A 26158-nucleotide genomic window follows, 5' to 3' on the forward strand; every position below is an offset into this window, starting at 1 on the left:
CGGCGTGGGCGGCGGTCGCGGCAGTGCCGTGGCAGCGGTGATCGGCGCGGTGGCCGGCGGCATGCTGGGCGCGGCGGCGGAAGAGGGTTTTACCCGCACCCAGGGGGTGGAGATCACCGTGCGCGAGGACGATGGCAGCATGCGTGCCTACGTGCAGGCGGTGGAGCCGAACCAGACCTTCCGGGTCGGCCAGCGGGTACGTATCCTCACCGTGGATGGCACCAGCCGGGTGGCGCCGCTGTAAGGGACACCGGCGTACCGGTCTACCGAGGGCGCCACGACGAATGGCGCCGGAAGCGCCGCGCCCGCAGCCTCTCCCCTGAACACGGCGGCGCCCTTGGGGTGAATCGCGTGGCGCCAAGCCCGACGGAAGGCTAATGGCGCTGCCTAATCGTTTTTTGTAATAAAAAAAGCATGACGGCATTTCTTTGTTTATTTGAGAATGCTGCCGTTTCGCTCTGCGTGGGCGTCGTATACATCTCCAACCGACTCACGAGGTGCGATGGATGATTCTGGCACTTATTCTGCTACTGCCTTTCCTTGGCGCCTTCCTGCCCACCCTGGCCGAGGGGCGCGGCCGTCTGGCCTGCGCGCTGGCCACCGCCCTGGCGCCGGCCATCGCCTTCGGCCTGCTGCTCAGCGAAGCCAGCCGGGTGTTCTCCGGCGAGGCCCTGATCCTCTACCAGCCCTGGCTGACCGAGCTGGGCCTCAATCTCAGCCTGCGTCTGGACGGGCTGGGTTTCCTGTTCGCGCTGATGATCCTCGGCATCGGTCTGCTGGTGATCCTCTACGCCCACTACTATCTGGGTCGCCACGAGGCGGCCGGGCGCTTCTTCACCTACCTGCTGCTGTTCATGGGCGCCATGCTGGGTGTGGTGCTCTCCGAGAACCTGCTGCTGATGCTGGTGTTCTGGGAAATGACCAGCCTGTCCAGCTTCCTGCTGATCGGCTTCTGGTCGCACCGCCGCGATGCGCGCATGGGCGCCGGCATGTCGCTGACCATCACCGCCGGCGGCGGCTTCGCCCTGCTGGCCGGCATCCTGCTGATCGGCAGCATCGTCGGCAGCTTCGAGCTGAGCGATGTGCTGGCCTCCGGCGACCGGATTCGCGCCGATGCGCTGTATCCGGTGGCACTGATCCTCGTGTTGCTGGGCGTGTTCACCAAGTCCGCGCAGTTCCCGTTCCACTTCTGGCTGCCCCGGGCGATGGCCGCGCCCACGCCGGTGTCCGCGTACCTGCACTCGGCGACCATGGTCAAGGCCGGCATCTTCCTGCTGGCGCGCCTGTATCCGGCGCTGGCCGGCACCGACTGGTGGTTCTACCTGGTCAGCCTGACCGGTCTGTCGACCCTGCTGGTGGGTGCCGTACTGGCGCTGTTCCAGACCGACCTCAAGGGCCTGCTGGCCTATTCCACCATCAGCCACCTGGGCCTGATCACCCTGCTGTTCGGTCTGGACGCGCCGCTGGCCAACGTGGCGGCGATCTTCCACATCATCAACCACGCCACCTTCAAGGCCTCGCTGTTCATGGCGGCCGGCATCATCGACCACGAGACCGGCACCCGCGACATGCGGCGCATCAACGGCCTGTGGAAGTACATGCCGCACACCGCCGTGCTGGCCATGGTGGCCTCGCTGGCCATGGCCGGTGTGCCGCTGCTCAACGGCTTCCTCAGCAAGGAAATGTTCTTCGGCGAAACCCTGCACCAGAGCCTGTTCGGCGGCTTCAACTGGCTGGTGCCGACCCTGGCCACCGTGGCCGGGATGTTCTCGGTGGCCTATTCGCTGCGCTTCATCCATGACGTGTTCTTCAATGGCGAGCCCATCGACCTGCCCAAGTACCCGCCCCACGAGCCGCCGCGCTACATGAAGATCCCGGTGGAGATTCTCGTGCTGCTGTGCCTGGTGGTGGGCATGCTGCCGGCCTGGACGGTGGCCCCGCTGCTGGCCTCGGCGGCGAGCGCCAGCCTCAACGGCCTGCTGCCGGAGTACAGCCTGTCGATCTGGCATGGCCTGAACATGCCGCTGGCCATGAGCACCGTGGCGCTGCTCGGCGGTCTGGCGCTGTACGCGGCGCGCAAACCCCTGTACGCCTGGTTCGACGGCTTGCCGTCGTTCAACGCGCTGATGATCTTCGACCGTGCGATGACCAACCTGGTCAACATCGCCCGGCGCCTGACCCGCGTGCTGGAGAACGGCTCACTGCAGAGCTACCTGATCTGGGTGCTGGTGCTGACGCTGGTGCTGGTGGTGGTGGCCCTGTCGCCGCTGCGCACCCTGACTGGCGAGCTGGCCATGACGCCGCTCGATCCGGTCACCGCGCTGGGCCTGGTGGTGCTGATGGTGGCAGGGCTGCTGACGGTGGTGTACAAGCTGCGCTACCTGACCGCGCTGGCGCTGCTCAGCGTGGTGGGCCTGATGGTCTCGCTGGTCTTCGCGCGCTTCTCGGCGCCGGACCTGGCGCTGACTCAATTGGCGGTGGAGGTGGTGAGCATCATCCTCATGCTGCTGGCGCTGTTCTTCCTGCCGCCACGCGCCGAGATGGAAACCAGCAGCCTGCGCGGATTCCGCGACATGGTGGTGGCGATTGCCGTGGGCACGCTGGTGGCGGTGCTGGCCTTCGCCGTGCTGACCCGCCCCTACGAGACCATCGCCGGCTTCTTCCTGGCCAACAGTGTGTCCGGTGGCGGCGGTACCAACGTGGTCAACGTGATCCTGGTGGACTTCCGCGGCTTCGATACCCTGGGCGAGATCAGCGTGCTGGCCATCGCCGCCGTGGGCATCTACGGCCTGCTGCACGGCCTGCAACTGCCGCATCCGCGCCGCGACTATCGCGGCCAGCTGTGGTCCACCGACAGCCATCCGATGATCCTCGACGTGCTGGCGCGCACCCTGATGCCGCTGGCGCTGCTGGTGGCGGTGTTCATCTTCCTGCGCGGCCACAACCTGCCGGGCGGCGGCTTCATCGCCGGCCTGGTCACGGCGGTGGCCCTGGTGCTGCAGTACATCTCCCACGGCGTGACCTGGGCCGAGGCGCGCCAGCCGTTCAGCTACCACGCGGTGGCCGGCGGCGGCGTGCTGATTGCCGCGCTCACCGGCCTGGGCAGCTGGGCCTTCGACCATCCATTCCTCACCTCGGCGTTCGGCCATTTCCATATCCCGCTGATCGGCGATGTGGAGCTGGCGACCGCCATGCTCTTCGACCTGGGGGTCTATCTGGCGGTCGTTGGGGCGACCCTGCTGATCCTGTCCAACATCGGCCACGTGAGCCAGACCGATTGCGAGGAAGTGCTCTGATATGGAAGCTTTGTATGCCATCACCCTGGGTGTGCTGGTCGCCAGCGGCGTCTACCTGCTGCTGCGGGCGCGCATCTTTCCCGTGGTGCTCGGCCTGACGCTGATCTCCTATGCCGTCAACCTGTTCCTGTTCGCCATGGGGCGCCTGGTCACCGGCGCGCCGGCGGTGATCGGCAAGGGTGTCGAATTTGCCGATCCGCTGCCCCAGGCGCTGGTGCTGACCGCCATCGTCATCGGCTTCGCCATGACCGCCTTCGTGCTGGTGCTGGCCCTGCGCAGCATGGGCGAACTGCGCAGCGACCACGTGGATGGTCGGGAGCCGCGTCAATGAATCACGCCGTCATCCTGCCGATCCTCTTGCCGCTGTTCACCGGCGCCCTGTTGCTGGTGCTGCACCGTCGCGGCAAGTCGTTCAAGCGCGCGCTGTCCCTGCTGGCGACGCTGGCGCTGATTCCGGCGACCGCCTGGCTGGTGCTGCTGGCCGGCGACGACGAATTGCGCGTCTACGCCCTGGGCGACTGGCGGCCGCCGTTCGGCATCATCCTGCTGCTCGATCGCCTGAGCGCGCTGATGGTGCTGCTCACCGCCGTGCTGGCCTCCTTTGCCGCGCTGTACGCCAGCGCCGGGGAGGACGAGCGCGCGCCCAACTTCCATGCCCTGTTCCAGTTTCAATTGGCGGGCATCAATGGGGCGTTCCTGACCGGCGACCTGTTCAACCTGTTCGTGTTCTTCGAGGTCCTGCTGATCGCCTCCTACGGCCTGCTGGTCTACGGCAACGGCGCGGCACGGGCGCGCGCCGGCATGCACTACGTGGTGCTCAACCTGCTGGGTTCCTCACTGTTCCTGATCGGTGTCGGCACCCTCTATGGCCTGCTCGGCACCCTGAACATGGCCGACCTGGCCGCCCGCGCCGGCGCCGCCGGACCGGACACGGCGCCGATCATCGCCGCCGCCGGCTTCCTGCTGCTGGTGGTGTTCGGCCTCAAGGCGGCCATCCTGCCGCTGTATTTCTGGCTGCCGCGCGCTTATGCGTCGGCCAGCGCGCCGGTGGCGGCGCTGTTCGCGATCATGACCAAGGTGGGCCTGTACGCCATCCTGCGCGTGTTCACGCTGATCTTCGGCAGCGAAGCCGGCGATCTGGCCTTCTATGCCCATGACTGGTTCTGGTGGCTGGCGCTGGCGACCCTGGTGGGCGGCGCCATTGGCGCCCTGGCCGCGCGCAGCCTGCAGGAAATGATCGCCTACCTGCTGCTGATCTCAGTGGGCAGCCTGCTGGCGGTGTTTGCCCTGGGTAGCCGGGCCAGTTTGGGTGCCGGGCTCTATTACCTGCTGCACAGCACCCTGGTGTGCGGTGGCCTGTTCCTGCTGGCCGACCTGCTGGGTCGTCAGCGTGGCGAGCTGGGCGGCGCCCTGCAGGTCGGCCCGCTGCTGCGCCAGCCGATGCTGCTCGGCGGGCTGTTCTTCTTCGGCGCGCTGGCGGTGGCCGGCCTGCCGCCGCTGTCCGGCTTCATCGGCAAGCTGCTGATGCTGCGCTCGGCCGGCACCGGCGCCACCGCGCTGGAGTTCTGGCCGCTGCTGCTGATCGCCGGGCTGGCCTCCATCGTCACCCTCAGCCGGGCCGGCAACCGCCTGTTCTGGCGCAACAACGGGCAGACCGCCCAGGGGCCGCTGGCCGATCCGGTGCGGCTGGTGGCTGCCACCGGGCTGTTGCTGGCCAGCGTGGTGCTGGTCATCGTCGCCGAGCCGCTGAAGGACTACCTGGACGCCACCGCGGCGCAGCTGCTCGACCTGGCTCCCTATCTGCGCATCGTCGAAGGAGGTGGGGCATGAAGCGCTTCGCCTGGCTGCCCCATCCGGGGCTGACCCTGCTGCTTACCGGCATGTGGCTGCTGCTGGCCAACCAGCTCAGCCTCGGCCAGTTGCTGCTCGGCCTGTTCCTCGGCTGGGCCATTCCGCTGCTGCTGCGCCGCTACCTGATCTTCGTGCCACGGGTGCGCCAGCCCCTGGCGCTGTGCCTGTTCCTGCTCAAGGTGCTCTGGGATATCGTGGTCGCCAACCTGCACGTGGCGCGCCTGGTGCTGGGCCCCAAATCGCGCCTGAACCCGGCGTTCGTCGAGGTGCCCATGGAGCTCAAGGACGAGTTCCTGCTCGCCACCCTGGCCAGCATCATTTCCCTGACCCCGGGGACGGTCTCCGCCGGCCTGACGCCCGACCACAAGACCCTGTTGCTGCATGCGCTTGACGTGCCGGACATCGACGAGCTGGTGGTCGAAATCAAGAAACGCTACGAGGCCCCGCTGCTGGAGATATTCGAATGCTCGCCTACGTGATTCCGCTGTGCATGGGCCTGCTCGGTCTGGCCCTGGCGCTGAACATGCTGAGTCTGGTGCGCGGGCCCTCGGTACCCGACCGGATCCTGGCGCTGGATACCCTGTACATCAACGGCCTGGCGCTGGTCGTGCTGTTCGGCATCTGGCTGGCGTCGGACATCTTCTTCGAGGCCGCGTTGCTGATCGCGCTATTCGGCTTCGTCGGCACCGTGGCGGTGGGCAAGCACCTGCTGCACGGCGACCTGATCGACTGAGGAATATGAGTCATGCCTTTCTGGATCGAACTGCTGATCTGCGCCTTCCTGCTGCTGGGCAGCCTGTTCGCGCTGGTCGGCGCCATCGGTTTGTATCGCCTGCCGGACTTCTTCACCCGCCTGCACGCACCGACCAAGGCCACCACCCTCGGGGTGGGCGGCATCATCATCGCCTCGGCGATCTTCTTCGCCGTGCAGAAGCAGGGGCTGAGCCTGCATGAGCTGCTGATCGCCCTGTTCCTGTTCATCACCGCCCCGGTCAGTGCGCACATGCTGGCCAAGGCCGCGCTGCAGCAGGGTTTGCCGGTGATCGGCAAGACGCGCGGCAAGCGCTGGGAAGACGACGGGTTCTGATGGATTCCGTGCCGGCCGCGCCTAGCCGGCCGCACCTGGCCGGCCGCCGCCAAAGAGCTCGCGAATGAATTCGCTCCCACAAGGCTGGTGCCGGGCTGATCCGCTTTTTGTGGGAGCGGACTTGTCCGCGATAGGGTGCACTGCGCCGTAGGGTGGACAACGCTTTTCCTGTCCGCCATTGACCCCGCACGGCGGCCAGCAAAGCGCTGACCGCGCTACGTGGCAGCTCTCGTCCCGCTTCAACTTGAAATTTCTGCTTCCGGATTCGCCATGAGCAAGTTCAGCCCCATCATCGACCGTTCCCGCGACGAGCATTTCATGCGCCTGGCGCTGGAACAGGCGCGCCTGGGCGCGGCGCAGGGCGAGGTGCCGGTCGGCGCGGTGCTGGTGCGCGAGGGTGAGGTGATCGGCAGCGGCTTCAATGCACCGATCAGCCGCCACGACCCCAGCGCTCACGCCGAGATGGTCGCCATTCGCGCCGCCGCCGAGGCGGCGCAGAACTATCGCCTGCCGGGCAGTACCCTGTACGTGACGCTGGAACCCTGCAGCATGTGCGCCGGGCTGATCGTGCATTCGCGCGTCGCCCGCGTGGTTTACGGCGCCGCCGAGCCGCGCGCCGGGGTGGCGGTGAGCCAGGGACGCTTCTTCGAGCAGAACTTCCTCAACCACTGGGTACGCGTCGAGGGCGGCGTGCTGGCCGAGGAGTGCGGGGCGGTGTTGAAGGAATTCTTCAAGGCCAGGCGCTGACGCGCTTCCCCTCTCCCTTGATGGGAGAGGGGCCGGGCGCCGTTCAGGCCGCCTCGGCCCGCGCCATCGCCTGGCGCTGGCGCCATTCCATGAAGGTCTTCAGGAACAGGGTGAGCAGCGCCATGCACGCCAGAAGCGCGGCGGCGGTGAAGGCGGCGGCGGTCTTGTAGTCGTTGTTCAACTGCTCGACCAGCAGCGGCAGGGTCAGGGTCTGGTTCATGATGGTGCCGGACACCACCGACACCGCGCCGAATTCGCCCACCGCCCGCGCGTTGGTCACCACCACGCCGTAGAGCAGCGCCCACTTGATGTTGGGCAGGGTGACATGGCGGAAGATCTGCCAGCCATTGGCGCCCAGGGTCAGCGCGGCGGTTTCCTCTTCGGCGCCCTGGCTCTGCATGGTGGGAATCAGGATGCGCGCCACATAGGGCGCGGTGACGAACACCGTGACCATGACGATCCCCGGCCAGGCAAACATCAGCTGGATGTCACGATCGTAGAACCACTGGCCGACGAAACCCTCGATGCCGTAGATCACCAGGTAGCACAGGCCGGCGACCACCGGCGAGACCGCATAGGGGATGTCGATCAGCGTCGACAGCAGGCGGCGGCCGCGGAAGTCGTAGCGCGTCACGCACCAGGCCAGGCAGATGCCGAACACCAGGTTGATCGGCACCGTGGCGATGGCCACCAGCACGGTGAGCATCAGTGCGTGCTGCATGTAGTCTTCGGAGAGGTTCTGCACCAGCAGGTCCCAGCCGCCGGATAACGCGCGGGTGAAGATCAGCACCAGCGGTACCAGCAGAACCAGGGCGACCACGGCGAGGCCGAGGCCGATCAGCAGCCATTGCGGCCAGGAATGGGGCTTCTTCATTTCTTGCGCTGCCAACGAAGGACGCGACTCTGCACCACCTGCAGGGTGAACAGCAGAATCAGGGAGGCCAGCAGGATCACCGAGGCGATGGCCGCGGCGGCGGGATAGTCGAATTCCTGCAGGCGCACGAAGATCATCAGCGAACTGACTTCGGTCTTGAACGGCATGTTGCCGGCGATCATCACCACCGCGCCGAACTCGCCGAGGCTGCGCACGAAGGATTGCGCGCCACCGGTGATCAGCGCCGGCACCAGCATCGGCAGGATCACGTGCCAGAAGGTCTGCCACTTGCTGGCGCCCAGGGTGTGCGCGGCTTCCTCGAACTCGTTGCCCAGCTCCAGCAGCACCGGCTGCACGGTGCGCACCACGAACGGCAGGCTGGTGAAGGTCATGGCCACCACGATGCCGGGAAATGCATAGGAAACCTTGAAGCCCAGCCACTGGCCGATCCAGCCGTCCGGCACCAGCAGGAAGGCCAGGGTCAGGCCGGCCACCGAGGTGGGCAGGGCGAAAGGCAGGTCCACCAGGGCATCCACCAGCCGCCGGCCGGGGAAGTCGTAGCGGGCGATGATCCAGGCCAGCAGCAGGCCGATCAGCAGGGCGGCCAGGGACGAGATCAGCGCGCCTTGCAGGGTTACCGCATAGCTGGAAACCACCCGCGGATCGCTGATCGCCCGCCAGTATTCCAGCCAGGTGAGGTCACTGACGTACAGCAACAGTGCCGAGATGGGCAGGAGGATCACCAGCGACAGGTACAGGGTGCTGATGCCGAAGCTCAGCCCGAAACCCGGCAGGGTGGGTGCCTGATGAAAGAAGCGCGGAATCGGAAAGGTCACGGGAAATCGCTTGTCGATCGGAAAACAACCGCCGCAAAGGCAGTGCCGCCCGGTGGGGGCGGCACAGTCTAGCGCAGGCGGGACATCAGTTGGGGCGCTGGCTCAGCAGCTGGTCCAGCACGCCGTTGCGGCCGAAGTGGGTCTCGGTAATGGTGTCCCAGCTACCCAGCACGTCGGTGGGGTTGATCAGGCGAACCTTGGCGAACTGGGCCTCGGTGGCCTTGACCACCTCGGGGTGATGAACGCGCAGGTTGTAGCGGGTCAGCAGTTGCTGGATGTCCCGGGTGTACTGGAAATTCAGGTATTCGGTGGCCAGCTTGCGGGTGCCCTTCTGGTCCACCACCTTGTCGACGATGGCCACCGGGAACTCGGCCAGCACGCTTACCGGCGGAATCACGATCTGGTAGTTGCCGGCCTTGAAGTCCGGGTGGTTGGCGATGTTGATCACTTCCGACTCGAAGGTCAGCAGCGCATCGCCCTGGCCGTTCTGGGCGAAGGCCACGGTGGCGCCACGGCCGCCGGTGGGGAAGTTCTCCACGTTGTGCAGCAGCTTGCCGACGAACGCCTTGATCTTGTCCTGGTCGCCGTTGAACTTCTCGTTGGCGAACAGCCAGGCGGCCAGGTAGGTGTAGCGGGCGTTGCCGGAGGTCTTCGGGTTGGGGAACACCAGCTTCACGTCGTCGCGAATCAGGTCATCCCAGCTCCGGATGTTCTTCGGGTTGCCCTCGCGCACCAGGAAACCGATGGTGCTGTAGTACGGCGAGCTGTTGTTGGGGAACTCGGTGGCCCAGTCCTCGTTGAGCAGGCGGCGCTTGGCGAGGATGTCCACGTCGGTCACCTGGTTGAAGGTCACCACGTCGACCTTCTTGCCCTGGATGATGTCCTGGGCCTGCTTGGAGGTGCCGGCGAAGGACTGGTCGATCTTCGGCTCCTCGCCGGTGGTGGCCTTCCAGTGCTCGATGAACTTCGGGTTGATCTCTGCGAACAGTTCGCGCGCTACGTCATAGGACGCGTTGAGCAGCGGCGGAGTCTGCGCCTGGGCGGCGGCGCCGAACAGGCTGGTGGACAGGGCGGTGGCCAGCAACAGTTTCTTGAGCATCGAAAACGTCCTTCGCGCAAGCGGGCAATCGGGAGTGGCCAGGCGGCCGTCTGGGTGGGGATTCTGCGGGATAGCCATATGCTATGAAAATACGGAATTCTCATAGTGATATAGCGATTTAGAATAAGTGCGCGGGGCCGTCAGTTCGGGTCGAGCCGGGGGCATTCTCAGGCCTGCGGAGGCTGGCCGGATTGTTCACCCTCGGGCTTCTCGCCTCTTCCCGGCGTGCCCTGGCCCACATCGCTGGCCTTGTCGTGCAGGCGCTCACCCTGATGGCGCAGATCGCCGACGCGGCCCGGTGCTACGCCGGGCTCTTCGTTCTCGCGGGTCTCCTCCGCGGGCGACGGCTCGGCTTGGGTCGGGGTGTGCTGCGCATGGTGTCGGTCGCCGGTTGCCATGAAGAGCGCTCCTGCGGGGCTGCGTGGACGGGCTGAGCAGGGGACCGGAAGGGCGGCGCGCAGGTTCCGGGTATGCGGCGAGCTGCGGCTCAGGGCGCGTGGCTGCAGCGCAGCTCCGCGTATGGCTGGCCGGGTGCGTAATCGCCGGGCACCCGCTCCACCACCTGGGCGCCGGGCGCGATCCGGAAAGGCACCGGTGGTGTGGTCGAGCGCACTTCGGCCGGAACCTGGAACTCGCAGACGACGGTCTGTTCGCCATGGTTGATCACCTTGACCGCCCGGACCCCGAGCAATTCGCCGTCCAATGCCTGCAGCGGTTTGCCCATCGGCTGGACGTCAATCTGCAGGCCCTCCTGGTGGAGGATGATCTCGGGCTCGGCATTCTGGGCGAACAGGGGCAGGGCGAGGGCGAGGCCGCAGAGGGTGGACAGTGGCCGGAACATGGCGGATTTCCTTGCTGACGAATACCCGCCTTTAGAAGGCTGTGCGGCTGTTGGGTTCGCGCGGGGCGAATTTCAGCGCGTGGAGCCTGTCGGTTACCAGGAAGATCAGGCGGCCGCGAGGCGGGAGGAAGTGATGCGAGAGATGCGCTGGGGTGCCGTGATGCTGCTGGGGTTGCTCCTGGCAGCCTGTGGCGACGGGAACGGGGAGCGGGACCGACCTCCCGCAGCGCCGGCCATGCAGCCGGGCAACCCGGCCGCCGAGGGGGCGGATCGACCCGACCTGCATGGGGAGGAGGCCGGGACCGAACGCTGACCCCGGCGTAACCGACCCGTCAGCCGATGCTGATCGGCGGCAGTTCCGGCAGGGTCACGGTCTGCTGGCTGCGCGGGGCCAGGATCTCCGCCTCGCCGTCGACGACGATCTCGTCCCGCTGGTTGACCACGCGGGTGCCGATGCGTACGCGGAACTTGGGCAGTTTCTCGAGGATTTCCAGCTGCACGGTGAGGGTGTCGCCGAATTTCACCGGGCGGGTGAACTTCATGGTCTGGCCCAGGTAGATGGTGCCGGGTCCGGGCAGGGTGCAGGCCACTGCCGCGCTGATCAGTGCGCCACTGAACATGCCATGGGCGATGCGCTCCTTGAACATCGTGCCGGCGGCGAACTCCGCGTCCAGGTGCACCGGGTTGCGGTCGCCGGACATGGCGGCGAACAGCTGGATGTCCTTCTCACCGACGGTCTTGCTGTACGTGGCCTTCTGGCCGACTTCGAGCGCCTCGTAGGGAGTATTGGTGAGTTGGGTCATGCGATCTCCTTGGGGTGGCAGGACTGCCGGTTGGCCAGGGCGGCCTCCAGCCAGTCGAGCAAAAAGGCTATGACATCCGCGCGGTTCGTTTCGTGCAGCAGTTCGTGGCGGGCGTCGGGGTAGAGCTGAGCGCTGACGCGTTCCAGGCCGGCACGGCGCAACGCGTCGACAAGATCCAACTGACGCCGTCCGTCACTGACCGGGTCACGCTCGCCGCCGATCACCAGCAGCGGCAGGTCGTGGGGGATTTGCGCCAGGTTTGCCACCGGCGTGATCTCCAGCAGGCCGCCGAACAGGTCGATCCACAACTGGTTGGTGCAGCGAAAACCGCACAGCGGATCGGCCAGGTAGGCGTCGACCGAGGCGGGGTCGCGGCTCAGCCAGTCATGGCGAGTGCGGTTGGGACGGAACGCCTTGTTGAAGGCGCCGAAGGTCAGCCATTCCAGCAGCGCGCTGCGTCCATGCGGGCCCTGGCGCCAGCGTTCCAGGCGTGCGACCAGGCGTCCCAGCCGATAGAGCGCCGGCGACTGGTAGTTGGAGCCGGACAGCACCGCGCCGGCGAAGCCTGCGCCATGACGCAGCAGATAGGCCTGCGCCAGGTAACTGCCCATGCTGTGGCCGAACAGGAGCAACGGGACCTGCGGATGGCAGGCGCGCAGGTGCAGTTCGAGCTGGTGCAAATCCTCGAGGACGCGCCGCCAGCCGTCATGGTCGGCGTAATGGCCGAGCAGGCCCTGCCGCTGACCGGTAACGCCGTGGCCGCGCAGGTCCGGTGCGTAGAGCGCAATGCCGCGCGCGGCCAGCGCCTGGCCAAGTTCGGCATAGCGTGCGCCGTGTTCGCTCATGCCGTGGATCAGCAGCAGCGCAGCGCGCGGCGGCTGGTCCGCGCTCCACTGATTGACCTGGAGGGCAACACCGTCGCTGGCTGGCAGGGTAAAGGTGCGCATGGCGCGCGCTCCGCTGAATAAAGAGACGCATTGTAGGTAGGCTGCCGAACGCTGCCCAGCCCGGGGGTGTGTGCGCTGTCCCGCAGTTTGCGGTTTGCGCTCCGCCGGCGGGCTGCTACCTTGCTCCGGGTCATACCGGATGGCCTGTTGCAGGGGTGCCGGCGGGCGAAATCCGGCGGCTGCTGCGGAGGCTGTATCTCGTGACTGGATGTCAATTCTCAGTCATTAACGAGACTGCAAGGCTTGATTTTGGCTATGGATGGCCTTTTGCAAAGCTGATACTCTCGCGGCGCTTAGGGGCTCTGCACCGGGCTCTCGGCCACCGAATAATATCAACCAACCGTCACTGCCGACGGTGAAGACAAGCTGTAGCTTAGGAGTGGGCTTTCCATGACCGAACATTACTGGAAGGACAAGTATCCGGCAGGCGTGCCTGCGGAGATCAATGCCGATGCGTTTCCGAACATCCAGGCCGTTCTGAAAGAGTCCTGCCAGCGCTTTGCCAACAAGCCCGCGTTCAGCAATCTGGGCAAGACGCTGACCTATGGTGAGCTCTACGAGCTTTCCGGTCGCTTCGCTGCCTGGCTGCAGCAGCACACCGATCTGCAACCGGGCGACCGCATCGCCGTCCAGCTGCCGAACGTGCTGCAGTATCCCGTGGTGGTGTTCGGCGCCATGCGTGCCGGCCTCATCGTGGTCAATACCAACCCGCTGTACACCGCGCGGGAAATGGAACACCAGTTCAACGACGCCGGCGCCAAGGCGCTGGTGTGCCTGGCCAACATGGCCCACCTGGCCGAGGAAGTGCTGCCGAAGACCGGCGTGAAGCACGTCATCATCACCGAAGTCGGCGACATGCTGCCGCCGCTCAAGCGCCTGATCGTCAACGCCGTGGTCAAGCACGTGAAGAAGATGGTGCCGGCCTACCGCCTGCCACAGGCCGTCAAGCTCACCGACGCCCTGGCCAAGGGCAAGGGCGTGCCGGTGCGCGAGGCCAACCCGGGCAACAGCGAAATCGCCGTGCTGCAGTACACCGGCGGCACTACCGGGGTGGCCAAGGGCGCCATGCTCACCCACCGCAACCTGGTGGCCAACATGCTGCAGTGCAAGGCACTGATGGGCGCCAACCTGGGCGAGGGCTGCGAAGTGGTGATCGCGCCGCTGCCGCTGTACCACATCTACGCCTTTACCGTGCACTGCATGATGCTGATGCTGACCGGCAACCATAACGTGCTGATCACCAACCCGCGCGACCTGCCGGCGATGATCAAGGACCTGGGCAATTACAAGTTCACCGGTTTCATCGGCCTGAACACCCTGTTCGTGGCCCTGTGCAACAACGAGGACTTCCGTCGCCTGGACTTCTCGAGCCTGAAACTGACCCTTTCCGGCGGCATGGCCCTGCAACTGGCCGCCGCCGAGCGCTGGAAGGAAGTCACCGGTTGCGCCATCTGCGAAGGCTACGGCATGACCGAAACCAGTCCGGTGGTGTCGGTCAACCCGGTGCAGAACATCCAGGTCGGCACCATCGGTATCCCGCTGCCCTCCACCCAGTGCCGCGTGATCGACGACGAAGGCAACGTGCTGCCGTTCGGCGAGCGCGGCGAGCTGTGCGTCAAGGGCCCGCAGGTGATGAAGGGCTACTGGCAGCGCGAGGAAGCCACCCGCGAAGTGATGGACGCCGAAGGCTGGCTGCGCACCGGCGACGTGGCGATCATCCAGGACGACGGCTACATGCGCATCGTCGACCGCAAGAAGGACATGATCCTGGTCTCCGGCTTCAACGTGTACCCGAACGAGCTGGAAGACGTGCTGGCCACCCTGCCGGGCGTGCTGCAGTGCGCGGCCATTGGCGTGCCGGACGAGCGTTCCGGCGAGACCATCAAGATGTTCGTGGTGGTCAAGCCGGGCGCCAGCCTGACCAAGGAGCAGGTGCTCAAGCACATGCACGACAACGTCACCGGCTACAAGCGTCCCAAGCTGGTCGAGTTCCGCGACAGCCTGCCGACCACCAACGTCGGCAAGATCCTGCGTCGCGAGCTGCGTGACGAAGAGCTGAAGAAGCTGGCCAGCGCCTGATTGCTTCCTCCGCATCCACAAAACCCCGCTTCGGCGGGGTTTTGTGTTTTTGGGGAATGTCAGCGGTCGTTGTGTCCCAGGTTGCGCTGCGGGTCGATGCGATCCCGCACGCGCTGCTTGAGCTCCTTGGCTTCCGGGAAGCCACCGTCGGCCTTGCGTTCCCAGATCTGCTCGCCGTCGCAGGTGATGCGAAACACCCCGCCGGTGCCCGGTTCCAGGCTGACCCGGCCAAGGTCGTCGGCAAAGGTGCTGAGCAGCTCCTGGGCCAGCCAGGCGGCTCGCAACAGCCAGTGGCACTGGGTGCAGTAGGTGATGACGATTTCCGCTTTCGGCCGCTGCATGGTGGTTACCTGTAAGAGGGAGTGGCGGCCAGTTTACCGCCGCCACGGCTGCGGCGAACCGCTGGCCACTGGTCTATAGATAGGGGGAATCCAGCAGGGAGGGCCATCCCATGAAAGGCGCCGAAGCCTACGTCAACGACCAGTGGAATACCTGCGGGCTGACGCATCTGCCCAGGGATGCCTGCGCGCTGCTGGTGCAGCTGCACTTCATCATTCCGCGCGATACCCAGTTCACCAGTTTGCTCAACGAGATCAGCGCCGTCTGCCGGCGGCACCTGCAGGAAGCCTACCCCGGGCGCAGTGTGCATGCCGACCCGGTGGTGGGCTCGGTGGTGGGTGATGGCAGCGGTGACGGCATCACCCTGCGCTTCCACGTCGGGCCGGCGCAATCGTAGGCTGGTCAACGCATGGCGTTCGTAGCCGGCACGGCGGGTTCGGCGGCCGGAAAAGCGCCGACCGCCCTACCGGCCAATCGCGTGCCTCAGCGTAGGGTGGTCAACGCAACGCGTTGGCCACCGTCTCGCGTCCTGCGCCGACCGCCTTACACCGGTAGGGCCTTGCGTGCCGGGGCCTGTGTAGCCTCGGTCCAGGCGCGCAGATCCGCGCCGCCGGGGTTCTGGAACACGCGCAGGCCGAACTCGGGCAGGATCGCCAGCATGTGGTCGAAGATGTCCGACTGGATGCTTTCGTACTCGGCCCAGGCCACCGTGTTGGTGAAGCAGTAGATCTCCAGCGGCAGCCCTTCCGCGGTGGGCGCCATCTGGCGCACCAGGAGGGTCATGCCCTGGTGGATCCCCGGGTGGCTGCGCAGATAGCGCTCCACATACGCACGGAAGGTGCCGATGTTGGTGACGCGCCGGGTATTCACCGGCTCGCGACCGGCTTCGGCCAGCTTGGCGTTCCAGTCGTCGATCTCGCGGCGCTTGTTGACCAGGTAGTCCTGCAGCAGGTTGAAGCGATACAACCGCTCGCGCTCCTCGCTGTCCAGGAAGTGGATGCTCTGCTCGTCGATCAGCAGGCTGCGCTTGATGCGCCGGCCGCCTGACTCCTGCATGCCACGCCAGTTCTTGAAGGGGTCGGTGATAAAGCGCTTGGTCGGGATGGTGGTGATGGTCTTGTCCCAGTTCTGCACCTTCACGGTGTGCAGGGCGATGTCGATCACGTCGCCGTCGGCGTTGAGCTGCGGCATCTCCACCCAGTCGCCGACGCGCACGATGTCGTTGGAGGTGATCTGCACGCTGGCCACCAGCGACAGCAGGGTGTCCTGGAAGATCAGCATCAGGACCGCGGCCATGGCACCCAGGCCGGAGAGCAGGATCAGCGGCGAGCGGTCGATCAGCGCGGCGATCACCAGGATGGTGGCGATTGCGTAGATGGCGATCTTCACCACCTGCAAATAGCCCTTGATGGGCCGGCGCTGCGCATCCGGGCGGCGCTGGTAGAGGTGGTTGACGATATTCAGCGCGGCGCCCAGTGCCAGGGCCACGGTGAGAATGATGAATCCCGCGCAGACGTTCTGGGTGACCGTGACGGCAGCCTGGGGCAGACCCGGCACGGCAGTCACACCGCCGGTGATGATCAGCGCCGGTACCACGTTGGACAGTCGGCGGATCAGCCCGAAGTCGTCGAAGGCGCCGGTCTTCAGTAGTGAGTACAGGCCGCGCACCAGGATGCGCTTGACCAACCAGTTGGCAATCGCCGCCAGCAGCAGCAACGCGCTACAGGCAACCAGGGTTTGCAATTCGGGATGGCTGCGCAGCCAGTCGAGCCCTAAGGCCAGCTCTTCTTGCATGTGAGTCTCCAGGTGAAGGGTGTAATCAGGGGCGGTAGGCGCCGATGAAGATGGCCGGATCGATGCGCACATCGTTGAGGCTGACGTTCCAGTGCAGGTGCGGGCCGGTGGAGCGGCCGGTGCTGCCCACCTTGCCCAGCACCTCGCCGCGCGCCAGGCGCTGTCCGACCGTCACATCGATGGCCGAGAGGTGGCAGAACATGCTGATCAGCCCGCGGCCATGGTCGACGAACACTGTCTGGCCGTTGAAGAAGTAGTCGCCGACCAGGGTCACCTCGCCAGCGGCGGGCGCCTTCACCGGCGTACCGGCCGGTGCGGCGAAGTCCAGGCCCGAATGCGGATTGCGCTCCTCGCCGTTGAAGAAGCGCCGCAGCCCGAACGGCGAGGACAGCGGGCCGTCCACCGGCCGGTCGAAGTACAGGTTGCTCGGCTGGAAGGCGCTGAAGCGCCGGTACGCCTCCTGCTGTTCGGCCAGCTCGCGGCCGATCCGCGCCAGGGCTTCCGGGCCGGGGTTGACCTGTTCCTTGTTTTTCAGGGTGATGTGCTGCTCGCGGTAAGCGCGTGCGCCGACCTCGAAGCTGCGCGGCTGGCCATCCACCAACAGGGTCTGCGCGCCGGCGGGCGTTTGCAGCGGCACGCCGACGATGGCGATCCAGCGCCGGCCGTCCTCGCGAATCACCAGCGCCGGCTTGTTCTGGTAGCTCACCTGGGGCGCGTGCGGAGCATCGCCCAGGTCAACCACGGCGACGCCCCCGGGGACCGGTTTGTCGAGCAGGTGGGAAAGAAAGCCTTCGGCATGCGCCGGCAGGGCGAGGCAGAGCAGCAGGGTCAGCAGAGTGCGCATGGGAACCTGTGGGAAATAACGAACGCGGGGGACTTTATCATGGCTGCGGATGGCAGGCCGCTGCAGCCGCCCAAGCGGACTCGCCTTTTGTGGGAGCGGACTCGTCCGCGAGCTTCCTGCAGGCATCCATCAAAAGCGCGCGGATGAATTCGCTCCGACGGGAGCAGCAGCGGACCGCTCCTACCGTCCTGGTGAGACGGCGGGCAGGCGGATCTCCACGCGCAGCCCGCCCAGCGGACTGGCCTGCAGCTGCCATTCGCCGCGCCAGGCGCTGATGATGTCGGCGACGATGCCCAGTCCCAGTCCATGGCCCTCCAGCCCCTCGTCCAGGCGGGCGCCGCGCTGGCAGACGGTATCGCGGCGGTCGACAGGAATTCCCGGGCCGTCGTCGTCGACGCGCAGGCGGTAGCCATCCGGCAGCGTCGCGATGCCCAGGCGAACCTGGCTGTGGGCCCACTTGCAGGCGTTGTCCAGCAGGTTGCCGAGCAGCTCCAGCATGTCCTCGCGTTCCCAGGGAAGGTGGCAATCGGGCGGGGCCTGCCAGTCCAGTTTCAGGTCGCGGCGATGGATGGCCGCCAGGGTGGCGAACAGTGCCGGCAGCTCCTGCGCGCAGTCGAAGCCGCCGCCCGCCTGTCCCTCGCCGGCCAGGCGGGCGCGGCTGAGTTCGCGGGTCACCCGCTGGCGAATCTGGCCCAGTTGCTCCTCCAGCTGCTGGCGCAGTGCCGGCTGGGCGGCCAGCGCCTCGCTGTCCAGCAGGCCGGTCAGCACTGCCAGCGGCGTCTTCAAGGCATGGCCGAGATTGCCGATGGCATGGCGCGAGCGTTTCAGGGTCTCGTCGGTCTGCGTCAGCAGATGGTTGATCTGCGTGACCAGCGGCTGCAGTTCCTGCGGCACGTGGGTATCCAGCTGGGCGCGGCGTCCCTGCTGCAGCTCGGCGATCTGCGCGCGGGCGCTTTCCAGCGGGCGCAGGGCGGTGCGAACCGCCAGGCGCTGCAGCAGCCCGAAGGCCAGTAGCGCCACGCCCAGCAACGTCAGTCCACCGAGACGGACCTGTTGAAAGCTGTCGAGGATCGGGGTGTAGTCGTGGGCGACGCTGATGTGCAGGGGCTGACCGCCGCGCCGGTAGGCGGCGCGGTAGACCAGCAGACGCTGGTCCTGCGGCCCGTCGACCAGTTCGGGGTGCAAGCCGTCCTGCGTGGGCCAGTCGAGATCGCTGTCCCACAGCGAGCGGGAACGCCACTCGTGGCTGTCGCTGTCGATGCGGAAGTAGTGGCCGGAGAATGCCCGCTGATAGCGCGGGCCGAGGCGCTGGCTGTCCAGCTGCAGGCCGTTGGCTCCGGGAACCAGCGCCACCAGCAGGCCTTCGGTCTCCTCGCGCAGGTCGGTCTCCAGGCTGCGGCGCAGCCCCGCTTCGAACAGCCACAGACTGGCCTGCAGCAGAATCAGCCCGACCACCAGCAAGGCGGCGATCAGGCCCAGGCCGAGACGGTGCTGCAGGGAGTTCATTGCCGCGTTCCGAAGCGGTAGCCCTGGCCGCGGCGGGTTTCGATGATCTCGCGGCCCAGCTTGCCGCGCAGGCGGTTGACCAGCACCTCGATGACGTTGGAGTCGCGTTCGGTTTCGCCGTCATACAGGTGTTCGGCCAGCTGGGACTTGGACAAAAGTTGACCGGGATGCAGCATGAAGTAGCGCAGCAGGCGGAACTCGCCGGCGGTCAGCGCGATGGCCTGTCCGTCGCGCCGGCACTCCTGGCGCGCCTCGTCCAGCTCCAGTCCGCCGGTCGCCAGCAGCGGCTGGTTGGCCAGGCCGTGGGCGCGGCGCAGCAGCGCCTGGATGCGCAGCTGCAGTTCCTCCGGATGGAAGGGCTTGGTCAGGTAATCGTCGGCGCCGGCCTTCAGGCCATCGATGCGCTCGGCCCAGCTGTCGCGGGCGGTGAGGATCAGCACCGGCGTGGCCAGGCCCTGGGCGCGCCAGGCGCGCAGCACTTCCAGACCGGGTTTGCCGGGCAGGCCCAGGTCCAGCACGATCAGGTCATAGGGCTCGCTGGCGCCCTGATGCTCGGCGTCGCGGCCGTCGGCCAGCCAGTCGACGGCGTAGCCATGACGTTGCAGATCGGCCAGCAACTGGTCGGCCAGCGGCACATGGTCTTCCACCAGCAGCAGGCGCATCAGTCCTCCTTGTCCTTGAGCAGCTCGCCATTGGCGGCGTCCAGCTCGATGTCGCGCACCTCGCCCTGGCGGGTCAGCAGTTCCAGCTCGTAGATGTAGCGGCCATGCTCTTCCTCCAGCTCGGCTTCCAGCAGGCGGGCGCCGGGGTAGCGCTCCAGCAGCGGTTGCATGAGTGCATCCAGCGACTGGATGGTCCCTTCGCGGCGCAGGCGCAGGGCTTCATCCTGGTTCAGGTCACGACCGGCCATTGCCGGCGTGGCGACGAGCAGGGCAGCGAGCAGCAGGGGAAGGGGGCGTGGCATGGCAAATGACTCGTGTGAGGAAAACGTCACGGCCGCCGCGCATCGTAGGGTGGATCACGCTTCATCGATCCACCATCGCGCCGGCCAGGCGCGGCCGGTCTGGCGCGATGGTGGACAAAGAAGGCGATGCCCACCCTACAGGTCCGTGCGGGCCGCGTCAGTCGTCCTTTTGATTCTCCAGGACTTCGCCGGTGGCGGCGTCCAGTTTCAGGTCCCATTGCTGATTCTGGGCATCGCGCAGCTCCACCTTGTAGAGGTAGCGGCCATTCTCTTCCTCGAGCTCGGTTTCTTCCACCTTGGCGCCGGGGTGCTGCTTGAGTGCGGTTTCGTTGAGCGACTCGAACGACTGGATGGTGCCGGCATCGCGCAGCTTGAGCGCTTCGTCCGGGCCGATGTCGCGGTCGGCGGCCAGCGCCAGGTTGGCGCCGAAGGTCAGGGTAGTGGCGGCGAACAGCAGGGTGAGGGTCTTGCGCATGGTTGTGGTCTCCATGGGTTGCTTTGACGAACACAGGTTAGGGAAGGCGGCTTAACTGAAGCTGAAAGGCGATACCGCGCGGGCCGGCCTAGTGCTGGTCGACGGAGGCCGTGATGACTCCTCCCCAGGCGCGGCCTGCCCCACGGCGAGACCACGGGGCCAATTGACGCACCCGTGGGTGCGGGGATATACAGCCCCCCTCGCCCGTGCGCGGGCATACCTTGAGATAGACAGGGGTTGTGATGAACGGTTTTACCCGGGCGGGATTGTGGATCCTGGTGCTGAGTTCGGTGGTGCTCACCCTGTCGCTCGGCGTGCGACATGGCTTCGGCCTGTTCCTGGCGCCGATGAGCACGGATTTCGGCTGGGGCCGTGAGGTATTTGCCTTCGCCATCGCCCTGCAGAACCTGATCTGGGGCCTGGCGCAGCCGATCACCGGCGCGCTGGCCGATCGCTTCGGCGCTGGCCGTGCGGTGCTGGTGGGCGGGCTGTTCTATGTGGTCGGCCTGGTGCTGATGGGCATGGCGGAAACCCCGCTGGGCCTGTCGCTGAGCGCCGGCGTGCTGATCGGCCTGGGGCTGTCCGGCACCTCCTTCTCGGTGCTGTTGGCCGCCGTCGGACGCGCTGCCACCCCGGAAAAGCGCAGCATGGCGATGGGTATCGCCGCCGCGGCCGGCTCCTTCGGCCAGTTCATCATGCTGCCCGGCACCCTGGGGCTGATGGAGTGGCTGGGCTGGTCGGCGGCCTTGCTGGCGCTGGGCGCGCTGGTGGCGCTGATCGTGCCGATGGGCGCCGCCCTGCGCGAAGCGCCGGCGCCGCGCCAGGCACACCAGCAGACGCTGGGCGAGGCGCTGAGCGAGGCCGCTCGTCACCCCGGCTTCTGGCTGCTGTCGGTGGGCTTCTTCGTCTGCGGCTTCCAGGTGGTGTTCGTCGGTGTGCACCTGCCGGCCTACCTGGTGGACCAGGGCCTCGGCGTTCATGTGGGCACCACGGTGCTGGCGCTGGTCGGCCTGTTCAACATCGCCGGCACCTATGGCGCCGGCTGGCTGGGCGGGCGCATGTCCAAGCCCAGGCTGCTGGTGGCCCTGTACCTGCTGCGTGGCGTGGTGATCACCGCGTTCTTCTACCTGCCGCTGAGCGAGATGTCCGCCTACCTGTTCGGCATGGCCATGGGGCTGCTGTGGCTGTCGACCGTGCCGCTGACCAACGGCACGGTGGCGACCCTGTTCGGCGTGCGCAACCTGTCGATGCTGGGCGGCATCGCCTTCCTGTTCCACCAGCTGGGCTCGTTCATGGGCGGCTGGCTGGGCGGCTACCTGTATGACCTGACCGGCAGCTACTCGCTGGTCTGGCAGATTTCCATCCTGCTCAGCCTGATGGCGGCCCTGCTCAACTGGCCGGTGCGCGAAGTGCCGGTGGCCCGCCTGCAGACCGGAGGGGCGAGCGCATGAGCCGGGGCGCCTGGCTGAAGACCGCTCTGCTGATCGGCCTCGGCCTGCTGCTGGCCCTGGCCTGGTGGGGCTGGACGCGGGGCGGGCTGGCACTGTTGCAGACGGGAATGAGCTGTTAGCTAGCCATTGGGTGGCGGTGGACAAGAAAGACGTTGTCCACCCTACGCTCCCGACGGTAGGGCGGTTAGCGCTTCTCTGGCCGCCGCGGGCCCCGCACCGGTGTTAGGCGGACAGGCTAGAACGGCGCCGGGCTTTCGAAGCGCAGCCGCTCGCCGGTGACCGGGTGGGTGAGCACCAGCAGACTGGCGTGCAGGCACAGGCGGTCGTGGGCGGCCAGGGCTTCTTCGTGGGCATATAGGCGGTCGCCGAGCAGCGGATGGCCGATGCTCAGCATGTGTACGCGCAACTGGTGCGAGCGGCCGGTGACCGGCGTGAGTTCCACGCGGCTGTAGTGCCCGCAGCGTTCAAGCACGCGCCAGAAGGTCAGGGCATGCCGGCCCAGTTCGTGGTCCACCACATGGCGCGGCTTGGTCGGCGGGTCGTAGCGCAGCGGCAGTTCGATCCGGCCGCTGTCTAGCTCCGGTTCGCCCCAGCACAGGGCGGTGTAGGCCTTCTCGGTTTCCCGGTCATGGAACTGCCGGGACAGCTCGCGGTGGCTGTCGGCGTCGCGGGCCAGCACGATCACCCCCGAAGTCTCCCAGTCCAGGCGATGCACGATGCGCGCCTCGGGGTAACCGTTTTCCTGCAGGCGGGTCACCAGGCAATCACGGTTGTCCTCGGCGCGCCCGGGCACGGAGAGCAGCAGGGTGGGCTTGTTGATCACCAGCAGGGCGTCGTCCTGGTGGAGGATCTCGATATTCGACAGGGGCATGGGACAAATCCGTAAAACGAGGCGAAGGCGGACGTGTCCGCGCAGGATGCGTGCGGGATTGTAGGAGGGGCTGTAGCCGCGATAAAGGGGCAGTGCCAGATTGGCCGCGTGTACGGTCGCGCATGGCCGGCCGCACCTTGCAGTGCGTTGGTGGATCGGTAATGCGTGATCCACCCTACGGGCGTAGGGTGGACAACGTTTTCTTGTCCACCATCGCGCCGGAACGGCGCGCGGAATATCAACGATCCGGCAGTGGAATGTTCACTTCCAGGATCGAGCAGTTGTCGTGGTCCTCCAGGCTGACCTGCACCTTGTCGTCGCTGATGTTCACGTACTTGCGCACGACGGCGATCAGTTCCTTGTGCAGGGCCGGCAGATAGTCGGGTTGCACCCGCTGGCCGCGTTCGTGGGCCACGATGATCTGCAGACGCTCCTTGGCGATGGAGGCGGTTTGTTTTCTCTCACGCTCGCGCAGCAGGTCGAAAAAGCTCATTTAGCGGCCTCCGAACAGACGTTGCAGGAATCCCTTCTTCTGCGCGTCGATGAACCGGTGCGGGACCTCCTTGCCCATCAGGCGGTCCACCGCGTCGCTGTAGGCCTGGCCGGCGTCGCTGTGCTCGTCGAGGATGACCGGCACGCCCTGGTTGGAGGCCTTGAGCACCGACTGGGATTCGGGAATCACGCCTAGCAGGCGAATGGCGAGGATCTCCTCGACGTCGTCGACGCCCAGCATCTCGCCCTTGTCGACGCGGGTGGGATCGTAGCGGGTCAGCAGCAGGTGTTCCTTGATCGGCTCCTCGCCGCGCTCGGCGCGTCGCGACTTGCTGGACAGCAGGCCCAGCATGCGGTCGGAGTCGCGCACCGAGGACACTTCCGGGTTGGTCACCACGATGGCCTCGTCGGCGTAGTACATGGCCAGGTGGGCGCCGCGCTCGATGCCGGCGGGGGAGTCGCAGATGACGTACTCGAAGTTCTGGGACAGTTCGTCCAGCACGCGGCCGACGCCGTCCTGGGTCAGCGCCTCCTTGTCGCGGGTCTGACTGGCGGCCAGCACGTAGAGATTCTCCAGGCGCTTGTCCTTTATCAGCGCCTGGTGCAGCGTGGCGTCGCCGTTGATGACGTTGACGAAGTCGTAGACTACCCGGCGCTCGCAGCCCATGACGAGATCCAGGTTACGCAGGCCGATATCGAAGTCGACGATGACGGTTTTGTGCCCTCGCAGGGCGAGTCCGGTGCCCAGTGCGGCGCTGGTAGTGGTTTTACCCACGCCTCCCTTGCCGGAAGTAATAACGAGGATCTTGGCCAAGGTAAATCACCCCTGAATGAGTAAAACGGGAACTTCGAGAACCGAAAGGGTGGCGTCCTTTCCGGGTCATCCGACCTGTAAAAACCGCGAAACAACTTTCAAAGCCGGTGGATATTCAATAAATCCCCCGTGAGACTGATATGCACGCCCTGTCCCCAGAAGGGGCTGCGGCGCAAATCTTCAGCCACCTTATACCGCCCGGCGATGGAAACCAGTTCGGCATTCAACTCCTTGCAGAATATCCGCGCCTTGCCATCGCCCTTGATGCCGGCCAGTGCGCGTCCGCGCAGGGGTCCGTAAACATGGATATTGCCGTCCGAGAGAAGTTCCGCCCCGGGACTCACCGGTCCGATCACGATCAGATCGCAGCCTTGGGCGTAGACCTGCTGGCCGCCGCGCACCGGCCGGTGGATGACCTTGCTCGGCCGAGCCACCTCACCCTGGCTGGCCTCATCGCTCGGCTCCAGGGCGCGCCCGCTGGCGCTGCTCGTGGGAATTACCGGGACATCGAGTTCGGAGGCCAGGCTCATGTCATCCTGGCGGTCCGTGCGCACCGCGAGCGTCTGCAGGCCATGTTGCCGGCAGATCGCGATGAGTTTCTGCAGATCGACGGGAATGGACGCGTCGTGCAACTTGTCCAGGGCAAGAATCAACGGGGTGTTATCAAAGAACTTGGGTGCCTGGGCGACTTTGTCCGCCAGTTGGCGTTCGAGCCTGGCGAGGTCGTAACGGGCCAACTCCAACAGGGTAATGGCTAGCATGCTGCCCTTGAGTTGGAATACCGCGTCCTGATCCTGGCTCATCATTTGCCCGCTTCGGTAAATGACGGGACTTATAGCGGGAAATACAGGGCTTTTCCAAGGGTGAATACGCATTTTGGACAGCCGGGTTTCTGGCGTCGTTTTTCTGTGGGCCGGGTTGTCCACTGCTTCTCTTCGGTGCCCCCTAAAGCTCGCGAGTAAATTTGCTCCCACGGGTGCCGTGCGGTGCTTCTGTTAGGGGCGGACTTGTCCACGAGCTTCTTCGCTCCCGTAGCTGGCCGTGCTGCGCCGCTCCAAAAATCCCCATTTCCCGGTAACATGCCGCACTTTTACGCAATCGAGTCCTGGCATGGAACGTTCACCCTTTCGCACCTACTACCTGCATCCGCGCTTCTGGCCGTTGTGGTTCGGCCTGGGCTTGCTGTGGTTGATCGCGCAGCTGCCTTATCCGCTGCTGCTGCGCATGGGGCGAGTGGCAGGGTGGGGGTTGTACCAGTTTGGTGGCGAACGCCGCACCATCGCTCGCCGTAACCTGGAGCTGGCCTTCCCGCAGATGAGCGAGGCGGAGCGCACGCGACTGCTCAAGGAGAACTTCGCGTCCATGGGCATCGCCTTCTTCGAGATGGCCATGAGCTGGTGGTGGGCCAAGCCGCGCCTGGCGAAGCTGGCGCATGTCGAGGGGTTGGAGCACCTTCGCCAGGCTCAGGCGGAAGGCCAGGGCGTAATCCTCATGGCGCTGCATTTCACCACCCTGGAGATCGGCGCCTCGTTGCTCGGCCAGTTGCATACCATCGATGGCATGTACCGCCAGCACAACAACCCGGTGTTCGACTTCGTCCAGCGCCGCGGCCGGGAACGTCACAACCCGGATGCCACCGCCGTGGAGCGCGAAGATGTGCGCACCATGCTCAAGGTACTGCGCGCCGGCCGGGCCATCTGGTACGCACCGGATCAGGACTATGGCCGCCGACAGAGCATTTTCGTGCCGCTGTTTGGCATCCCCGCCGCCACCGTGACCGCCACCACCAAATTCGCCCGCCTGGGCCGCGCCCGCGTCATTCCCTTCACCCAAGAGCGCCTGGCCGACGGGTCGGGTTACCGCCTGGTGATCCATCCGCCGCTGGATAACTTCCCCGGCGAGAGCGAGGAAGCTGATTGCCTGCGCATCAACCAGTGGATCGAGCAGGCGGTGGCCCAGTGCCCCGATCAGTATCTCTGGTCGCATCGCCGCTACAAGACCCGTCCCGTGGGCGAGTCCAAGCTCTACGCCCCTCGTACCCGCAAGCGTAAGCGCAGCCGTAACGTGCGCCGCGAGTAATCGCCGAGAAGGCACTGTAGTGGCCTACTGATCCCGGACACCGATTTAGGCGAAAATCCTCGCTATTAA

At 66.1% G+C, this 26158-nt stretch carries 31 protein-coding genes and 1 pseudogene; 14 read left to right on the forward strand and 18 right to left on the reverse strand.

Annotation, left to right across the window (positions count from 1 at the left end; genetic code table 11):
• The 8 genes and pseudogenes from AS93_RS0112240 to tadA form a co-directional block, all read left to right on the forward strand.
• A pseudogene (locus tag AS93_RS0112240) lies at nt 1–244 on the forward strand (hypothetical protein); the annotation flags it as partial.
• 262 nt (nt 245–506) lie between these two features.
• Nucleotides 507–3296 (forward strand): monovalent cation/H+ antiporter subunit A, encoded by a 2790-nt coding sequence (locus AS93_RS0112245; RefSeq protein WP_027590883.1) that lies wholly within the window; start codon nt 507–509, stop codon nt 3294–3296.
• 1 nt (nt 3297) lies between these two features.
• Nucleotides 3298–3627 (forward strand): Na+/H+ antiporter subunit C, encoded by a 330-nt coding sequence (locus AS93_RS0112250; RefSeq protein ID WP_027590884.1) that lies wholly within the window; start codon nt 3298–3300, stop codon nt 3625–3627.
• Nucleotides 3624–5126: a monovalent cation/H+ antiporter subunit D gene (locus AS93_RS0112255; RefSeq protein WP_027590885.1), complete on the forward strand. Its 1503-nt coding sequence runs from the start codon at nt 3624–3626 to the stop codon at nt 5124–5126. The genes AS93_RS0112250 and AS93_RS0112255 overlap by 4 nt, the downstream gene beginning before the upstream one ends.
• The gene (locus AS93_RS0112260) at nt 5123–5626 is read left to right on the forward strand and encodes a Na+/H+ antiporter subunit E (protein WP_027590886.1); all 504 of its coding nucleotides are present in this window, start codon (nt 5123–5125) and stop codon (nt 5624–5626) included. The genes AS93_RS0112255 and AS93_RS0112260 overlap by 4 nt, the downstream gene beginning before the upstream one ends.
• Nucleotides 5611–5880 (forward strand): K+/H+ antiporter subunit F, encoded by a 270-nt coding sequence (locus AS93_RS0112265; protein ID WP_027590887.1) that lies wholly within the window; start codon nt 5611–5613, stop codon nt 5878–5880. The genes AS93_RS0112260 and AS93_RS0112265 overlap by 16 nt, the downstream gene beginning before the upstream one ends.
• 12 nt (nt 5881–5892) lie before the next feature.
• On the forward strand, nt 5893–6234 hold the full coding sequence (locus tag AS93_RS0112270) for a Na+/H+ antiporter subunit G (RefSeq protein WP_027590888.1): 342 nt from the start codon (nt 5893–5895) through the stop codon (nt 6232–6234).
• A gap of 270 nt (nt 6235–6504) precedes the next feature.
• On the forward strand, nt 6505–6981 hold the full coding sequence (gene tadA, locus AS93_RS0112275; protein ID WP_027590889.1) for a tRNA adenosine(34) deaminase TadA: 477 nt from the start codon (nt 6505–6507) through the stop codon (nt 6979–6981).
• Between the two features lie 43 nt (nt 6982–7024).
• Here the strand turns inward: tadA and cysW are convergent, their stop codons facing one another.
• The 5 genes from cysW to AS93_RS0112300 all read right to left on the reverse strand — a co-directional run bounded on the left by cysW (nt 7025) and on the right by AS93_RS0112300 (nt 10631).
• Nucleotides 7025–7855 (reverse strand): sulfate ABC transporter permease subunit CysW, encoded by an 831-nt coding sequence (gene cysW, locus AS93_RS0112280; RefSeq protein WP_027590890.1) that lies wholly within the window; start codon nt 7853–7855, stop codon nt 7025–7027.
• Nucleotides 7852–8691, reverse strand: a complete 840-nt coding sequence (gene cysT, locus AS93_RS0112285) for a sulfate ABC transporter permease subunit CysT (RefSeq protein WP_027590891.1) — start codon at nt 8689–8691, stop codon at nt 7852–7854. The genes cysW and cysT overlap by 4 nt, the downstream gene beginning before the upstream one ends.
• Nucleotides 8692–8776: 85 nt before the next feature.
• Nucleotides 8777–9790 carry a thiosulfate ABC transporter substrate-binding protein CysP gene (gene cysP, locus AS93_RS0112290; RefSeq protein WP_027590892.1) on the reverse strand — a complete coding sequence of 338 codons (1014 nt, stop codon included), beginning with the start codon at nt 9788–9790 and terminating at the stop codon, nt 8777–8779.
• A gap of 167 nt (nt 9791–9957) precedes the next feature.
• Nucleotides 9958–10188: a hypothetical protein gene (locus AS93_RS0112295; protein ID WP_027590893.1), complete on the reverse strand. Its 231-nt coding sequence runs from the start codon at nt 10186–10188 to the stop codon at nt 9958–9960.
• An 89-nt stretch (nt 10189–10277) separates the two neighbouring features.
• On the reverse strand, nt 10278–10631 hold the full coding sequence (locus AS93_RS0112300) for a hypothetical protein (protein ID WP_027590894.1): 354 nt from the start codon (nt 10629–10631) through the stop codon (nt 10278–10280).
• On the opposite strand from AS93_RS0112300, the gene AS93_RS0112305 reads away from it, so the two are divergent.
• The gene (locus AS93_RS0112305; RefSeq protein WP_027590895.1) at nt 10630–10944 is read left to right on the forward strand and encodes a hypothetical protein; all 315 of its coding nucleotides are present in this window, start codon (nt 10630–10632) and stop codon (nt 10942–10944) included. The two genes, AS93_RS0112300 and AS93_RS0112305, sit on opposite strands and share 2 nt — an antisense overlap.
• 19 nt (nt 10945–10963) lie before the next feature.
• Here the strand turns inward: AS93_RS0112305 and AS93_RS0112310 are convergent, their stop codons facing one another.
• Both AS93_RS0112310 and AS93_RS0112315 read right to left on the reverse strand, forming a co-directional pair.
• Complete coding sequence (locus AS93_RS0112310; protein ID WP_027590896.1) at nt 10964–11434, reverse strand: MaoC family dehydratase; 471 nt, start codon at nt 11432–11434, stop codon at nt 10964–10966.
• A complete protein-coding gene (locus AS93_RS0112315; protein ID WP_027590897.1) occupies nt 11431–12381 on the reverse strand; it encodes an alpha/beta hydrolase in 951 nt (316 codons plus the stop codon). Before AS93_RS0112315 ends, AS93_RS0112310 begins: the two co-directional genes overlap by 4 nt.
• 390 nt (nt 12382–12771) lie before the next feature.
• Between AS93_RS0112315 and fadD1 the strand changes: the two genes are divergently transcribed.
• Nucleotides 12772–14460 (forward strand): long-chain-fatty-acid--CoA ligase FadD1, encoded by a 1689-nt coding sequence (gene fadD1, locus AS93_RS0112320; RefSeq protein WP_027590898.1) that lies wholly within the window; start codon nt 12772–12774, stop codon nt 14458–14460.
• A gap of 59 nt (nt 14461–14519) precedes the next feature.
• Here the strand turns inward: fadD1 and AS93_RS0112325 are convergent, their stop codons facing one another.
• The gene (locus tag AS93_RS0112325; RefSeq protein ID WP_027590899.1) at nt 14520–14801 is read right to left on the reverse strand and encodes a SelT/SelW/SelH family protein; all 282 of its coding nucleotides are present in this window, start codon (nt 14799–14801) and stop codon (nt 14520–14522) included.
• Between the two features lie 110 nt (nt 14802–14911).
• Here AS93_RS0112325 and AS93_RS0112330 point away from each other — a divergent pair, with 110 nt between their 5' ends.
• A complete protein-coding gene (locus AS93_RS0112330) occupies nt 14912–15196 on the forward strand; it encodes a hypothetical protein (RefSeq protein WP_027590900.1) in 285 nt (94 codons plus the stop codon).
• A 146-nt stretch (nt 15197–15342) separates the two neighbouring features.
• Here the strand turns inward: AS93_RS0112330 and AS93_RS0112335 are convergent, their stop codons facing one another.
• The 6 genes from AS93_RS0112335 to AS93_RS0112360 form a co-directional block, all read right to left on the reverse strand.
• Nucleotides 15343–16593, reverse strand: a complete 1251-nt coding sequence (locus tag AS93_RS0112335; protein WP_027590901.1) for a mechanosensitive ion channel domain-containing protein — start codon at nt 16591–16593, stop codon at nt 15343–15345.
• 25 nt (nt 16594–16618) lie between these two features.
• A complete protein-coding gene (locus AS93_RS0112340; protein ID WP_027590902.1) occupies nt 16619–17437 on the reverse strand; it encodes a peptidoglycan DD-metalloendopeptidase family protein in 819 nt (272 codons plus the stop codon).
• A gap of 180 nt (nt 17438–17617) precedes the next feature.
• Nucleotides 17618–18943, reverse strand: a complete 1326-nt coding sequence (locus AS93_RS0112345) for an ATP-binding protein (RefSeq protein WP_027590903.1) — start codon at nt 18941–18943, stop codon at nt 17618–17620.
• Entirely contained in the window at nt 18940–19605 is a 666-nt protein-coding gene (locus AS93_RS0112350) for a response regulator transcription factor (RefSeq protein WP_027590904.1), read from the reverse strand. Before AS93_RS0112350 ends, AS93_RS0112345 begins: the two co-directional genes overlap by 4 nt.
• Complete coding sequence (locus AS93_RS0112355; protein WP_037009160.1) at nt 19605–19907, reverse strand: PepSY domain-containing protein; 303 nt, start codon at nt 19905–19907, stop codon at nt 19605–19607. Before AS93_RS0112355 ends, AS93_RS0112350 begins: the two co-directional genes overlap by 1 nt.
• A 157-nt stretch (nt 19908–20064) precedes the next feature.
• Nucleotides 20065–20382: a PepSY domain-containing protein gene (locus AS93_RS0112360; RefSeq protein ID WP_027590906.1), complete on the reverse strand. Its 318-nt coding sequence runs from the start codon at nt 20380–20382 to the stop codon at nt 20065–20067.
• A gap of 242 nt (nt 20383–20624) precedes the next feature.
• Between AS93_RS0112360 and AS93_RS0112365 the strand changes: the two genes are divergently transcribed.
• Nucleotides 20625–21833 carry an MFS transporter gene (locus AS93_RS0112365; protein ID WP_027590907.1) on the forward strand — a complete coding sequence of 403 codons (1209 nt, stop codon included), beginning with the start codon at nt 20625–20627 and terminating at the stop codon, nt 21831–21833.
• Nucleotides 21830–21952, forward strand: coding sequence for a hypothetical protein (locus AS93_RS21115; protein WP_256214744.1), 123 nt, complete (start codon nt 21830–21832; stop codon nt 21950–21952). The genes AS93_RS0112365 and AS93_RS21115 overlap by 4 nt, the downstream gene beginning before the upstream one ends.
• Before the next feature lie 116 nt (nt 21953–22068).
• Here AS93_RS21115 and AS93_RS0112375 read toward each other — a convergent pair whose 3' ends face one another.
• From AS93_RS0112375 to minC, 4 genes are all read right to left on the reverse strand, one after another.
• The gene (locus AS93_RS0112375) at nt 22069–22704 is read right to left on the reverse strand and encodes an RluA family pseudouridine synthase (RefSeq protein ID WP_027590908.1); all 636 of its coding nucleotides are present in this window, start codon (nt 22702–22704) and stop codon (nt 22069–22071) included.
• Between the two features lie 238 nt (nt 22705–22942).
• Entirely contained in the window at nt 22943–23197 is a 255-nt protein-coding gene (gene minE, locus AS93_RS0112380; RefSeq protein ID WP_027590909.1) for a cell division topological specificity factor MinE, read from the reverse strand.
• Nucleotides 23198–24010, reverse strand: coding sequence for a septum site-determining protein MinD (gene minD / locus AS93_RS0112385; RefSeq protein WP_027590910.1), 813 nt, complete (start codon nt 24008–24010; stop codon nt 23198–23200). It lies immediately after the preceding gene.
• A gap of 98 nt (nt 24011–24108) precedes the next feature.
• Nucleotides 24109–24813 carry a septum site-determining protein MinC gene (gene minC / locus AS93_RS0112390; protein ID WP_027590911.1) on the reverse strand — a complete coding sequence of 235 codons (705 nt, stop codon included), beginning with the start codon at nt 24811–24813 and terminating at the stop codon, nt 24109–24111.
• 307 nt (nt 24814–25120) lie between these two features.
• On the opposite strand from minC, the gene AS93_RS0112395 reads away from it, so the two are divergent.
• Nucleotides 25121–26089, forward strand: coding sequence for a lipid A biosynthesis lauroyl acyltransferase (locus tag AS93_RS0112395; RefSeq protein ID WP_027590912.1), 969 nt, complete (start codon nt 25121–25123; stop codon nt 26087–26089).
• Nucleotides 26090–26158 lie beyond the last annotated feature (69 nt).

Origin of the sequence: Pseudomonas sp. RL, assembly GCF_000647775.1 — a bacterium.
GTDB lineage: Bacteria > Pseudomonadota > Gammaproteobacteria > Pseudomonadales > Pseudomonadaceae > Serpens > Serpens flexibilis.